At 63.7% G+C, this 12,463-nt stretch carries 13 protein-coding genes; 12 read left to right on the top strand and 1 reads right to left on the bottom strand.

Annotation, left to right across the window (positions count from 1 at the left end; genetic code table 11):
- The first annotated feature begins 1 nt into the window (after window position 1).
- The 12 genes from nadD to CAF70_RS23470 all read left to right on the top strand — a co-directional run bounded on the left by nadD (window position 2) and on the right by CAF70_RS23470 (window position 11,150).
- Window positions 2-661: a nicotinate-nucleotide adenylyltransferase gene (gene nadD, locus CAF70_RS23525; protein ID WP_085625763.1), complete on the top strand. Its 660-nt coding sequence runs from the start codon at window positions 2-4 to the stop codon at window positions 659-661.
- 43 nt (window positions 662-704) lie between these two features.
- On the top strand, window positions 705-1,124 hold the full coding sequence (gene rsfS, locus CAF70_RS23520; RefSeq protein WP_013974359.1) for a ribosome silencing factor: 420 nt from the start codon (window positions 705-707) through the stop codon (window positions 1,122-1,124).
- 10 nt (window positions 1,125-1,134) lie between these two features.
- The gene (rlmH, locus tag CAF70_RS23515) at window positions 1,135-1,602 is read left to right on the top strand and encodes a 23S rRNA (pseudouridine(1915)-N(3))-methyltransferase RlmH (RefSeq protein WP_085625762.1); all 468 of its coding nucleotides are present in this window, start codon (window positions 1,135-1,137) and stop codon (window positions 1,600-1,602) included.
- A gap of 16 nt (window positions 1,603-1,618) precedes the next feature.
- Window positions 1,619-3,508 (top strand): penicillin-binding protein 2, encoded by a 1,890-nt coding sequence (gene mrdA / locus CAF70_RS23510; protein ID WP_085625761.1) that lies wholly within the window; start codon window positions 1,619-1,621, stop codon window positions 3,506-3,508.
- Between the two features lie 38 nt (window positions 3,509-3,546).
- Window positions 3,547-4,650 carry a rod shape-determining protein RodA gene (gene rodA, locus CAF70_RS23505; protein WP_015271941.1) on the top strand — a complete coding sequence of 368 codons (1,104 nt, stop codon included), beginning with the start codon at window positions 3,547-3,549 and terminating at the stop codon, window positions 4,648-4,650.
- A gap of 17 nt (window positions 4,651-4,667) precedes the next feature.
- Window positions 4,668-5,678: a lytic murein transglycosylase B gene (gene mltB / locus CAF70_RS23500; protein WP_085625816.1), complete on the top strand. Its 1,011-nt coding sequence runs from the start codon at window positions 4,668-4,670 to the stop codon at window positions 5,676-5,678.
- A complete protein-coding gene (locus CAF70_RS23495; protein WP_085625760.1) occupies window positions 5,678-6,679 on the top strand; it encodes a septal ring lytic transglycosylase RlpA family protein in 1,002 nt (333 codons plus the stop codon). The genes mltB and CAF70_RS23495 overlap by 1 nt, the downstream gene beginning before the upstream one ends.
- A 269-nt stretch (window positions 6,680-6,948) precedes the next feature.
- Window positions 6,949-8,109 (top strand): D-alanyl-D-alanine carboxypeptidase family protein, encoded by a 1,161-nt coding sequence (locus CAF70_RS23490; protein ID WP_085625759.1) that lies wholly within the window; start codon window positions 6,949-6,951, stop codon window positions 8,107-8,109.
- 73 nt (window positions 8,110-8,182) lie between these two features.
- A complete protein-coding gene (locus CAF70_RS23485; RefSeq protein ID WP_085625758.1) occupies window positions 8,183-8,458 on the top strand; it encodes a DUF493 domain-containing protein in 276 nt (91 codons plus the stop codon).
- Window positions 8,458-9,105, top strand: coding sequence for a lipoyl(octanoyl) transferase LipB (gene lipB, locus CAF70_RS23480; RefSeq protein ID WP_085625757.1), 648 nt, complete (start codon window positions 8,458-8,460; stop codon window positions 9,103-9,105). The genes CAF70_RS23485 and lipB overlap by 1 nt, the downstream gene beginning before the upstream one ends.
- Window positions 9,106-9,107: 2 nt before the next feature.
- Window positions 9,108-10,124, top strand: a complete 1,017-nt coding sequence (gene lipA, locus CAF70_RS23475) for a lipoyl synthase (protein ID WP_085625756.1) — start codon at window positions 9,108-9,110, stop codon at window positions 10,122-10,124.
- Window positions 10,125-10,211: 87 nt separating this feature from the next.
- Window positions 10,212-11,150 (top strand): LD-carboxypeptidase, encoded by a 939-nt coding sequence (locus tag CAF70_RS23470; RefSeq protein WP_085625755.1) that lies wholly within the window; start codon window positions 10,212-10,214, stop codon window positions 11,148-11,150.
- 114 nt (window positions 11,151-11,264) lie between these two features.
- On the opposite strand, the gene CAF70_RS23465 is transcribed toward CAF70_RS23470, so the two are convergent.
- Window positions 11,265-12,463 (bottom strand): lytic murein transglycosylase (locus tag CAF70_RS23465; RefSeq protein WP_085701485.1); only part of this gene is annotated, 1,199 nt, incomplete at its 5' end.

Raw genomic sequence — 12,463 nt, 5'->3', positions numbered from 1 at the left:
GTTGAGCAAGGCACAGGCAGTCCGGCGCATCGGCATTCTGGGCGGCACCTTTGACCCCGTGCATATCGGCCACCTGCGCAGCGCGCTGGAAGTTGCCGAATTCATGGGGCTGGACGAGCTGCGCCTGTTGCCCAATGCCCGGCCGCCGCACCGTGATACCCCGCAGGTGGCCGCACAGGACCGCTTGGCGATGGTGCAACATGCCGTGCAGGGCGTGCCGTGCCTGAGTGTGGATGCCCGCGAACTGGCGCGCGACAAGCCGTCGTACACCCTCGATACGCTGGAATCGATCCGCGCCGAACTGGCCGCCAACGACCAGCTGTTCCTGGTGCTGGGCTGGGATGCCTTCTGTGGCCTGCCCAGCTGGCACCGCTGGGAAGAATTGCTGCAACACTGTCACATCCTGGTGCTGCAACGCCCGGATGCCGACGTAGAACCCCCTGACGAGCTGCGCAACCTGCTGGCTGCGCGCTCGGAGAGCGATCCCACCGCCATGTCCGGCCCGGCGGGAAACATTTCGTTCGTCTGGCAGACACCGCTTGCGGTGTCGGCTACACAGATCCGACAGCTGCTGGCCAGCGGCAAATCGGTGAGGTTCCTGGTGCCGGACGCCGTACTGGCCTACATCGAGGCGCACGAACTGTATCGTGCGCCTAACTGACGGTGCCCCTGGCGCCTCATCCAACGAGTTGAACGAGTTTTATATGACCAAGCAGAAAATCCACGGCGAAGAACTGGTCGCCCTGACCAAGGCAGCGCTGGAAGACGTCAAGGCCCAGGACATCCAGGTCATCGACGTGCGCGAAAAGCACAGCCTGACCGACTACATGATCATTGCCACTGGTACCTCCAACCGCCAGATCAACGCGATGCTGGAAAAGGTGCGCGAGGCGGTCAAGGCCAAGGGTGCCCAACCACTGGGTGAAGAAGGCAAGGGTGACAGCGACTGGGTGTTGCTGGACCTGAACGACGTCATCGTGCACATGATGACCGCCGCTGCCCGTCAGTTCTACGACCTGGAGCGCCTGTGGCAGGGTGCCGAGCAAAGCCGTGCTGCCGATGGCAAGCACCACAGCCCGGACCATGCCCACGAGTACTCCGACAAGCTCAAGGACCGGGAATAAGGAAAGCGCTGTGCGTCTGCGCCTGATCGCGGTCGGCTCGCGCATGCCGAAGTGGGTCGAGGAAGGCTGGCATGAATATGCCAAGCGCCTGCCTGCCGAGCTGTCGCTGGAGCTGGTGGAAGTTCCGCTGAATACCCGTGGCAAGAATGCCGACGTCGCCCGCCTGATTCGTCAGGAGGGCGAGGCCATGCTGAGCAAGGTTCAGCCAGGGGAACGCATCGTTACCCTCGAGGTCCATGGCAAGCCCTGGAGTACCGAGCAGCTGGCGACCGAACTGGACCGCTGGCGCCTGGATGCGCGCACGGTGAATTTGATGGTGGGTGGCCCGGAAGGCCTGGCGCCAGAGGTCTGTGCACGCGCCGAGCAACGCTGGTCGCTGTCGCCGCTGACCCTGCCGCACCCATTGGTAAGGATACTCATCGGCGAGCAGATCTACCGCGCCTGGACCGTGTTGTCCGGGCATCCTTACCATAAATGAGCCTGTAAGCAGTCCGATGTCGCAGCCGATCCGTCTCAAGGACCACGAGAAAGACGCCCGCCTGGTGCGCAACCGCGTCGTGGTCGGCGCAGCGGCGGTCATGCTGCTTGTTTGCGTGCTGATCGCGCGGCTGTACTACTTGCAGGTCATCCAGCACGACTATCACTCGACGCTGTCGGAGAACAACCGGGTGCATGTGCAGCCGATCCCGCCGACCCGCGGGCTGATCTTCGACCGCAACGGGGTGATCGTCGCCGATAACCGGCCCAGCTTCAGCCTGTCGATGACCCGCGAACGTGCGGGTAACTGGCAGGAAGTGCTGGATACCATCGTCGAAGTGCTGGAGCTGACAGCCGACGACCGCGCCCTGTTCGAGAAGCGCATGCGCCAGGGCCGTCGGCCGTTCGAGCCGGTGCCGATCCTGTTCGAGCTCAACGAAGAGCAGATCGCTCGCGTGGCAGTGAACCAGTTCCGCCTGCCTGGCGTGGAAGTGGTGGCGCAGTTGGTGCGCCATTACCCGCAGGGCGCGCACTTCGCCCATTCGGTGGGGTATGTAGGGCGGATCAACGAGAAAGAGCTGAAAACCCTCGACCCGGTGAATTACAGCGGCACCCACCACATCGGCAAGACCGGCATCGAACGCTTCTACGAAGCCGACCTGCATGGCCAGGTGGGCTACGAGGAAGTCGAAACCAACGCCCGCGGCCGCGTACTGCGGGTGCTCAAGCGCACCGACCCGAAACCGGGCAAAGACATCGTGCTGAGCCTGGACATCAAGCTGCAGGAGGCTGCCGAGGCAGCCCTGGGTGGCCGGCGTGGTGCGGTGGTGGCGCTCGACCCGCGTACCGGCGAGGTGTTGGCGATGGTCAGTCAGCCCAGCTTCGACCCCAATCTGTTCGTCACCGGCATTGGCTTCAAGGCCTATGCCGAGCTGCGCGACTCGATCGACCGACCGCTGTTCAACCGCGTGCTGCGTGGCCTGTACCCGCCAGGCTCGACCATCAAGCCGGCGGTGGCCATCGCCGGCCTTGACAGTGGCGTGGTCAATGCCGGCAGCCGGGTATTCGACCCGGGCTACTATCAGCTGCCCAACTACGACCACAAATACCGTAACTGGAACCGCTCGGGCGATGGCTGGGTCGACCTGGACACCGCGATCATGCGCTCCAACGACACCTACTTCTACGACCTTGCGCACAAGATGGGCATCGATCGGTTGTCCAGCTACATGAACAAGTTCGGTATCGGCCAGCGGGTTGCCCTCGACATGTTCGAGGAATCCGCCGGGCTGATGCCGTCCCGCGAATGGAAGCGCGCTACCCGCCGCCAGGCCTGGTTCCCCGGCGAGACCCTGATCCTCGGCATCGGCCAGGGCTACATGCAGGCGACGCCGCTGCAACTGGCCCAAGCCACTGCGCTGATCGCCAACAAGGGTGTCTGGAACCGGCCGCACCTGGCCAAGACCATCGAAGGCCAGCCGCCGGTGGACGACAACCCGATGGAAAACATCGTGCTGCGTGACAAGTCCGACTGGGCCAAGGTCACCCATGGCATGGAGCAGGTGATGCACAACGCCCGCGGTACCGCACGCAAGGCGGCCATCGGCTCGCAGTACCGCATTGCCGGCAAGAGCGGTACCGCCCAGGTGGTGGCGATCAAGCAGGGCGAGAAGTACGACCGTAACAAGCTCCAGGAGCGCCACCGCGACCACGCCCTGTTCGTCGCCTTCGCCCCTGCCGAGAACCCGAAGATCGTGGTTTCGGTGATGGTCGAGAACGGCGAGTCCGGCTCGGGCGTCGCCGCCCCGGTGGTGCGCCAGGTGATGGACGCCTGGCTGCTCGACGAAAACGGCCGGCTCAAGCCCGAGTTCGCGCCTGCCACCGTTACCCAGGAATCAGCCCTGTGATGAACAATTTCGATCGCATGCTCTCCAGCGAGGATGTGATGCGCCGGCGCGCCAGCTTTCTGCAGCGCATCCACGTCGACGGCCCTTTGCTGATCATTCTGCTGACCCTCGCGGCCGGCAGCCTGTTCGTGCTGTATTCGGCCAGTGGCAAGAACTGGGACCTGCTGCTCAAGCAGGCCACCTCGTTCGGTATCGGCCTGGTATCGATGTTCATCATCGCCCAGCTGGAGCCACGCTTCATGGCCCGCTGGGTGCCGCTGGCCTACCTGGCCGGGGTGCTATTGCTGGTGGTGGTGGACGTGATGGGCCACAACGCCATGGGCGCCACGCGCTGGATCAACATCCCCGGGGTGATCCGCTTCCAGCCCTCGGAGTTCATGAAGATCATCATGCCGGCGACCATCGCCTGGTACCTGTCCAAGCGCACCTTGCCACCGCATCTGAAGCATGTGGCGATCAGCCTGGTGCTGATCGGCGTGCCGTTCATCCTGATCGTGCGCCAGCCCGACCTGGGCACGGCGCTGCTGATCCTCGCTTCCGGGGCTTTCGTACTGTTCATGGGCGGCCTGCGCTGGCGCTGGATCCTCAGCGTGCTGGCGGCTGCGGTGCCAGTGGCGGTGGCGATGTGGTTCTTCGTCATGCACGACTACCAGAAGCAGCGGGTACTGACCTTCCTCGACCCGGAAAGCGACCCGTTGGGCACTGGCTGGAACATCATCCAGTCAAAGGCGGCGATCGGCTCGGGCGGGGTGTTCGGCAAGGGCTGGCTGCTCGGCACCCAGTCGCACCTGGACTTCCTGCCGGAAAGCCACACCGACTTCATCATTGCCGTGCTCGGCGAGGAATTCGGCCTGGTCGGCATCTGCCTGCTGCTGATCGTCTACCTGCTGCTGATTGGCCGTGGCCTGATGATTACCGCCCAGGCGCAGACCCTGTTTGGCAAGCTGCTGGCGGGCAGCCTGACCATGACCTTCTTTGTATACGTGTTCGTCAATATCGGTATGGTCAGCGGCCTTCTGCCCGTAGTGGGCGTGCCGCTGCCCTTCATCAGCTATGGCGGAACTTCGTTGGTGACGCTGCTGTCAGCGTTTGGCGTTCTGATGTCGATCCATACGCATCGCAAATGGATCGCTCAGGTTTGAATAAGGTGAAGAATTTCATGCAAGCAGTGCGTAACTGGGCTGCCCGTTGTGCGCCGTGGATCGGTGCGGTGGGCCTGTTCGGCGCTGTACAGCTGGCCCATGCCGGCGATTACCAAGGCTCGCCCCAGGTGGCCCAGTTCGTTGGCGAGATGAGCCGCGACTATGGCTTTGCCCCTGAGCAGCTGATGGGGGTGTTCCGTGAAGTGCAGCGCAAACAGTCGATCCTCGACGCCATTTCGCGCCCGGCTGAACGGGTAAAGCCGTGGAAGGACTACCGGCCAATGTTCATCACCGACGCGCGCATCGCCCGCGGTGTGGACTTCTGGCGCCAGCACGAGGCGGTGCTGGCCCGCGCCGAGCAGGAATACGGCGTGCCGGCGCAGTACATCGTCGCCATCATCGGCGTGGAAACCTTCTTTGGTCGCAACACCGGTAACTACCGGGTGATCGATGCGTTGTCGACCCTGGGCTTCGACTACCCGCCACGCGCCGAATTCTTCCGCAAGGAGCTGCGCGAGTTCCTGCTGCTGGCCCGCGACGAGCAGCTTGACCCGTTGACGCTCAAGGGCTCCTACGCCGGTGCCATGGGCTTGCCGCAGTTCATGCCGAGCAGCTTCCGCAACTTTGCGGTGGACTTCGACGGTGACGGCCACATCAATATCTGGAACAACCCGGACGATGCCATCGGCAGCGTGGCCAGCTACTTCAAGCGCCACGGCTGGGTGGCCGGCGAAGGTGTGGTCAGCCGCGCCTGGGTGGACGGTGACCGCGCCGACGAAGGCCTGACCACCGGCATCGAACCGGTAAAAACCGTTGGGGAGTTGCGCACGCTTGGCTGGTCGGTCCATGATTCGCTGCGCGATGATCTGCCGGTTACCGCCTTCCGTCTCGAGGGTGACAATGGCCCTGAATACTGGATGGGCCTGAAGAACTTCTACGCGATCACTCGCTACAACCGCAGCGTGATGTATGCCATGGCGGTGCATCAGCTTTCGGAACAGCTGGTTCAAGCACGGGGCGTCAAGTAATGCGCGCAATCATCTCTGGCAACACCTTCAAGCTGCTCACCTGTCTCGCCGTCGGCGTGGTGCTGGCCAGCTGTTCGTCCAGCCGCCCGCCCCAGCAGAGCGGTGGCAATGTGGTGCGCGCCCAGCCGGGCCTGGACATCAACCGGGCACACAAGGACGGCGCGCCGTGGTGGGACGTGGATGTGAACAAGATCCCTGACGCCACGCCGACGGTGCACACCGGCAACTACAAGGCCAACCCGTACACGGTGCTGGGCAAGACCTACTACCCGATGCAGGACTCGCGCAACTACCGCGCCGAGGGCACCGCGTCGTGGTACGGCACCAAGTTCCACGGCCAGAACACCGCCAATGGCGAGCTTTACGACCTGTACGGCATGAGTGCGGCGCACAAGACCCTGCCGCTACCGGCCTACGTGCGGGTGACCAACCTGGCCAACGGCCGCAGTGTGATCCTGCGGGTCAACGACCGTGGGCCGTTCTATTCGGACCGCATCATCGACCTGTCCTATGCCGCGGCGAAAAAGCTTGGTTATGCCGAGATCGGTACCGCGCACGTGCGTGTCGAAGGCATCGACCCGCAGCAATGGTGGGCTCAGCGTGGCCAGACGCCACCGATGGTGCTGAAAGAGCCGCAGGTAGCCCAGACCCAGGCGATCCCGGCCAGTACCGGGCGCGTCGAGCAATGGACCCCGCCGCCCCAACAGCACGCAGCGCCAGTGGTGCCGGTGCAGGTGGCTGGCAACAACGTGCCGGCCGGCAGTGGCGGCAGCTTCCTGCAGGTGGGCGCCTTCGCCAACCCGGACGCCGCCGAACTGCTGCGCTCCAAGCTCAGCAGCATGGTCAGCGCGCCTGTGTTCATCAGTTCGATCGTGCGTAACCAGCAGACCCTGCACCGCGTGCGCCTGGGGCCGATCAGCAGCCAGGGCGAGATCCAGCAGGCGCAGGACAGCATTCGCCTGGCGAACCTTGGGCAGGCCAAGCTGGTCACAGCTGACTGACCGCGTTGCCTTCTTCGCGGGCACGCCCGCTCCCACAGGGTTTCGCATACCCCTGTGGGAGCGGGCGTGCCCGCGAAGAAAGCAACGCCAAACTGTCGGTTTTGTCATGAATTGCCGGGCACGGCCATGTACAATGTCGGCTTTTGCCCGCAGCGACACTACGCCGCACTTTGCGGGCCAGGCCTACGGCCACAAAACTAGACTGACTGGCGCTGGGCACATGATCTTGCCCAGGGAACATCAGACCATTAGCGATTTTCGAGAGACGGATGAACATCACCAACCTTGCCAAACGACTTTGCCTGCCCGTACTGCTGATGATCACGCCTGCCGCCTTCGCGGCTGAGCAGATGACGCCGGCGCCACCGCAACTGGCAGCCAAGTCCTACGTACTCATGGACGCGTCCAGCGGCAACGTGCTGGTCGAGAACAACGGTGACGAGCGCCTGCCGCCGGCCAGCCTGACCAAGCTGATGACCGCCTACATCGCTACCCTGGACATCCGCCGCGGCCAGATCGGTGAAAACGACCCGGTCACCGTCAGCGAAAACGCCTGGCGTACCGGTGGTTCGCGCATGTTCATCAAGGTGGGTAGCCAGGTGACCGTCAGCGACCTGCTGCACGGCATCATCATCCAGTCCGGCAACGACGCTTCGGTCGCCCTGGCCGAGCACATCGCCGGCAGCGAAGACGCCTTCGCCGACATGATGAACAAGACCGCTGCCGACCTGGGCATGGCCAACAGCCACTTCATGAACCCGACCGGTCTGCCGCACCCGGACCATTACTCGTCGGCCCACGACATGGCCACCCTGGCCCGTGCGATCATCAACGTCGACCCGGCCCACTACGCCATCTATTCGCAGAAGGAATTCTTCTGGAACAACATCAAGCAGCCCAACCGCAACCTGCTGCTGTGGCGTGACAAGACCGTCGATGGCCTGAAGACCGGCCACACCGACGAAGCCGGCTACTGCATGGTGGCTTCGGCCGTTCGCGATGGCCAGCGCCTGATCGCCGTGGTGTTCGGCACCAACAGCGAGCAGTCGCGTGCTGCCGAGACCCAGAAGCTGCTGACCTATGGCTTCCGCTTCTTCGAAACCCAGACCTTCTACCAGAAGGGCACCGAGCTGACCAAGTCGCCGGTCTGGAAGGGCGTCACCGGCGAAGTGAAAGCGGGCCTGGCCAACGACCTGACCCTGACTATGCCTAAAGGCCAATTGAAGCGCCTGCAAGCTTCGATGACCATGAACCCGCAGCTCACCGCGCCAATCGCCAAAGGTGACGTGATCGGCAAAGTGGAAGTCAAACTGGACGAGAAAGTGGTTCACAGCGCCGACCTGATCGCCCTTGATGGCGTCGAGGAAGGTGGTTTCTTCCGCCGTATGTGGGATAGCATCCGTCTATTCTTCTACGGGTTGTTCAACTGATACGTGACCTGCATGCCCCCGCGTATCCTGTGGGGGCGTTGTTGTTGCCACGGCTTACGAGGCCGTTTCCGCCATGAGCGAACCAGACGTCAAGTCGCACAAGATCGAGTTCCCCTGCGACGATTACCCGATCAAGGTCATCGGTGACACCGTTGTCGGCTTCAGGGACACGGTGATCGAGATCCTGAGCAAGCACGCCAAGGTCGACCTTTCCACCCTGGCCGAGCGCCAGAGCAAGGAAGGCAAGTACACTACCGTGCAACTGCACATCGTTGCCGAAAGCGAGAACCAGCTGCACGATATCAACAGCGCCCTGCGCGCGACCGGCATCGTGAAAATGGTGCTCTGATGTCCGCCTGCCTCGGTTTTCGCGCGCTTGGCCTGCAGCCCTACGAACCGGTGCTGGAGGCCATGCGTCGCTTCACCGAGCAGCGCAGCCCGGACAGCCAGGATGAAGTCTGGCTGGTCGAGCACCCCGCGGTCTTCACCCAGGGCCAGGCCGGCAAGGCCGAGCACCTGCTGGTACCGGGTGACATCCCGGTGGTGCAGACCGATCGCGGTGGCCAGGTAACCTACCATGGCCCCGGGCAGCTGGTGGCCTACCTGCTGCTGGATGTGCGTCGGCTGGGCTTTGGCGTGCGTGAGCTGGTCAGCCGTATCGAGCTAGCGCTCATCGACCTGCTCGCCAGTTACGATGTCCAGGCCGCGGCCAAGCCCGATGCCCCGGGCGTCTATGTCGACGGAGCGAAAATCGCCTCCCTCGGCCTGCGAATCCGCAACGGCCGTTCGTTCCACGGCCTTGCCCTGAACGTGGACATGGACCTTGCGCCATTCCGCCGAATCAACCCCTGCGGCTATGCGGGGCTGGCGATGACCCAGCTGCGCGACCTGGCAGGTCCGATCGAACTCGACGAGGTCAGGACAAGGCTGCGCGGACAGCTGGTCAAGCACCTCGACTACGCTGAGCAGACGACCCTCACGGGCGGAATCGACTGAATATGACAACTGTGCAAGAAGCCGTGCCGAACCTGATACCTACCCAGGATGCCACCCCGCGCCCAGCGCCGAAAAAGGTGGAAGCCGGGGTCAAGCTGCGTGGTGCCGAAAAGGTGGCGCGCATCCCGGTAAAGATCATCCCTACCGACGAGCTGCCGAAAAAGCCCGACTGGATTCGCGTGCGTATCCCGGTGTCGCCCGAGGTAGACCGCATCAAGCAGCTGCTGCGCAAGCACAAGCTGCACAGCGTGTGCGAAGAGGCATCCTGCCCGAACCTGGGCGAGTGCTTCTCCGGCGGTACTGCCACCTTCATGATCATGGGTGATATCTGTACCCGTCGTTGCCCGTTCTGCGACGTTGGCCATGGCCGGCCGAAACCGCTGGACCTCGATGAGCCGAAGAACCTGGCCATCGCCATTGCCGACCTGCGCCTGAAGTACGTGGTGATCACCTCGGTGGACCGTGACGACCTGCGTGACGGTGGTGCCCAGCATTTTGCCGACTGCATTCGCGAAATCCGCGCGCTGTCGCCGGGCGTGCAGCTGGAAACCCTGGTGCCTGACTACCGTGGGCGCATGGACATTGCCCTTGAGATCACCGCGCAAGAGCCGCCGGATGTGTTCAACCACAACCTCGAGACCGTACCGCGCCTGTACAAGGCCGCGCGCCCGGGTTCGGACTACGACTGGTCGCTGGACCTGCTGCAGAAGTTCAAGCAGCTGGTGCCGCACGTACCGACCAAATCGGGCCTGATGCTCGGCCTGGGCGAGACCGATGAGGAAGTGATCGAAGTGATGCACCGCATGCGCGAGCATGACATCGACATGCTCACCCTCGGGCAGTACCTGCAACCTTCGCGCAGCCACCTGCCGGTGCAGCGTTTCGTCCACCCGGACACCTTCGCCTGGTTCGCCGAGGAAGGTTACAAGATGGGCTTCAAGAACGTCGCGTCCGGGCCGCTGGTGCGTTCTTCGTACCACGCAGACCAGCAGGCTCACGAAGCCAAGATCAAGCTCTGAGCCAAGCACAGAGCCACGCATGCCGATGCGCGCCGAAGGGCGGCATCGGCATTTTTGTTTGTGCCGTACACGCTGCAAGGAGCCGCGATGAATTGCGCCGAAACCTTCCAACCCAGCCTGCCCGCCGCGCTGCCGCGTGATGCCTGTTTTGCCATCGTCGCGCCGGCGGGCGCGGCGCGGCTGGATACGCACAAGGTCAACCAGTGGTTCGTTGATCGAGGCTACAGTTGCCGCATCTACCCAGGTGCTCTTCAGGCCCAGGGCTACCTGGCGGGGCCGGACCGGCAGCGCTTGCAGGACCTGCATGATGCTTTCGCCGACCCGGCCATCGACGCCATTTTGTGCATGCGTGGGGGGTACGGCAGCATGCGCCTGCTCGACCAGCTCGATTTCGAACTGATCCGGCGCAACCCCAAGCCGCTGATCGGCTACAGCGACATTACCGCGCTGCACACGGCGATCTACCGGCATACCGGGCAGGTCACCTTCCATGGCGGGATGCTAAATGCCGACCTGTTGGGGGCCAAGTTGGCGCCCACCGAGGCTTCGTTGCTGGCGCAGCTGGGTGGGCATGTGCGGGCAGGTGAGCAGATCGTGCATCCCGCTGCGTTCGCCTTGAGCAGCGTGCTGCATGGGGTGGCCAGCGGGCCGCTGCTGGGCGGCAACCTGTCGATGCTGGGTGCAACCCTGGGGACGCTTGCCGAGTTGGATACCCAGGGTTGCATTCTGTTCATCGAGGACGTCAACGAGCCGCTGTACCGGGTGGACCGCTTGCTGACCCAGCTGCGCCTGGCGGGCAAGCTGGAGGGGGTGAGGGGTGTGCTGGTGGGGGACTTTGCCGGGATTACCACTGCGGCGTTGACGCCGTTGCTGGAGGACATTTTCGCGCCGCTGGGTGTGCCGGTGCTGGCCGGGTGGCGCAGTGGGCATTGTGACCCGAATGTGTGCTTGCCGCTGGGGGCTCGGGTCAGGCTGGACAGTGGTCGGCAGAGTTTGGTGTTGGAGCAGGATCTGTTCAAGGCTTGAGATTTTTGGGGCTGCTTTGCAGCCCTTCGCGGGCACGCCCGCTCCCACTGGGTTTGGCGCGATACCTGTGGGAGCGGGCGTACCCGCGAAGGGGCGCAACGCGCCCCCGCAATCTCACTGGCTACGCAGGCTCTCAAGCAGCTTATGGGTGGGATACCCGTCCGCCGGCCACCCCAGCCCCTGCTGCGCATTACGAATAGCCTTGCGGGTATTGGCACCGATAATGCCATCAGCATTGCCCGCCTCATGCCCACGGCTGTTCAACAGGTTCTGCAACTCCATACGCTCGCTGCGGCTGAGCGGCAAATCTTCTTTCGGCCAGCTGCCGGCAATGAAGCCCCAGCCCGTGAAGCGATCACCAAGCAGGCTGACCGCCAGCGCATAGGACGACGAATTGTTGTACTTGAGGATGGCGCGGAAGTTGTCCAGCACCAGGAACGCCGGGCCACGCGCGCCGGCTGGCAGCAGCAGGGCGGCAGACAGCTGGTTGCTACCTGCGGGCAGCTGGGTACCGGCAGGCAGTTTCACGCCCATTGCCAGCCACTCGCTCACCGGCTTGCGCAGCGCGCCATCGGCCTGCCAGTAATCGAAGCCAGGTGGCACCTGCACCTCGAAGCCCCACGGCTGGCCACGTTTCCAGCCCGAGCTCTGCAGGTAGTGCGCGGTCGAGGCCAGGGCGTCTGCCGTGCTGTTCCAGATGTCGCGGCGGCCATCGCCGTCGAAATCCACGGCATGGGTGTTGTAGGTGGTCGGGATGAACTGGGTCTGGCCCATGGCGCCGGCCCACGAGCCACGCATGGCTTCAGGCTGGATATCGCCATGCTGGATGATCTGCAGCGCGGCGATCAGCTGGTCCTGGGCAAACTGCGGACGACGGCCTTCATAGGCCAGGGTGGCCAGCGAGCGGATCACCGACTTGTTGCCCTGGTACTGGCCGAAGTTGCTTTCCATGCCCCATACCGCGACCAGCACCTGACGATCGACACCATAGCGCTGCTCGATACGGGTCAGCAGTTCGGCGTTCTGCTCCAGCAGTTTCTTGCCGTTGCGTACACGCAGGGGCGACAGGGCGCCTTCGAGGTATTCCCATACCGGGCGGGTGAACTCCGGCTGGCTGCGATCGGCCTTGATCACGTCCATGTCAGGGGTGACGCCGAGGAAGGCGCGGTCGAAGGTGTCCGGCGAAATGCCGGCTTGCACGGCTTGCTGGCGGAAGCCCGCCTGCCATTGCGCGAAGGTTTGCAGAGGCTGGATTTCAGTGCTGGTGTCGGGCGTCGTGCCGGGCAGGTTCACTACCGGGGCGGGCTGGGCGG

The organism is Pseudomonas sp. B19(2017), assembly GCF_002113165.1.
Classification (GTDB): Bacteria; Pseudomonadota; Gammaproteobacteria; order Pseudomonadales; family Pseudomonadaceae; genus Aquipseudomonas.
This window is presented reverse-complemented; position numbering and strand designations above follow the sequence as displayed.

What these genes read in the sequence shown, in the direction of transcription:
- mltB (WP_085625816.1), top strand. Translation starts at nt 4,668, where the DNA reads ATGCAAGCAGTGCGTAACTGGGCTGCCCGTTGTGCGCCGTGGATCGGT.
- CAF70_RS23490 (WP_085625759.1), top strand. Translation starts at nt 6,949, where the DNA reads ATGAACATCACCAACCTTGCCAAACGACTTTGCCTGCCCGTACTGCTG.
- rsfS (WP_013974359.1), top strand. Translation starts at nt 705, where the DNA reads ATGACCAAGCAGAAAATCCACGGCGAAGAACTGGTCGCCCTGACCAAG.
- lipA (WP_085625756.1), top strand. Translation starts at nt 9,108, where the DNA reads ATGACAACTGTGCAAGAAGCCGTGCCGAACCTGATACCTACCCAGGAT.
- rodA (WP_015271941.1), top strand. Translation starts at nt 3,547, where the DNA reads ATGCGCCGGCGCGCCAGCTTTCTGCAGCGCATCCACGTCGACGGCCCT.
- CAF70_RS23485 (WP_085625758.1), top strand. Translation starts at nt 8,183, where the DNA reads ATGAGCGAACCAGACGTCAAGTCGCACAAGATCGAGTTCCCCTGCGAC.
- CAF70_RS23495 (WP_085625760.1), top strand. Translation starts at nt 5,678, where the DNA reads ATGCGCGCAATCATCTCTGGCAACACCTTCAAGCTGCTCACCTGTCTC.
- lipB (WP_085625757.1), top strand. Translation starts at nt 8,458, where the DNA reads ATGTCCGCCTGCCTCGGTTTTCGCGCGCTTGGCCTGCAGCCCTACGAA.
- mrdA (WP_085625761.1), top strand. Translation starts at nt 1,619, where the DNA reads ATGTCGCAGCCGATCCGTCTCAAGGACCACGAGAAAGACGCCCGCCTG.
- CAF70_RS23470 (WP_085625755.1), top strand. Translation starts at nt 10,212, where the DNA reads ATGAATTGCGCCGAAACCTTCCAACCCAGCCTGCCCGCCGCGCTGCCG.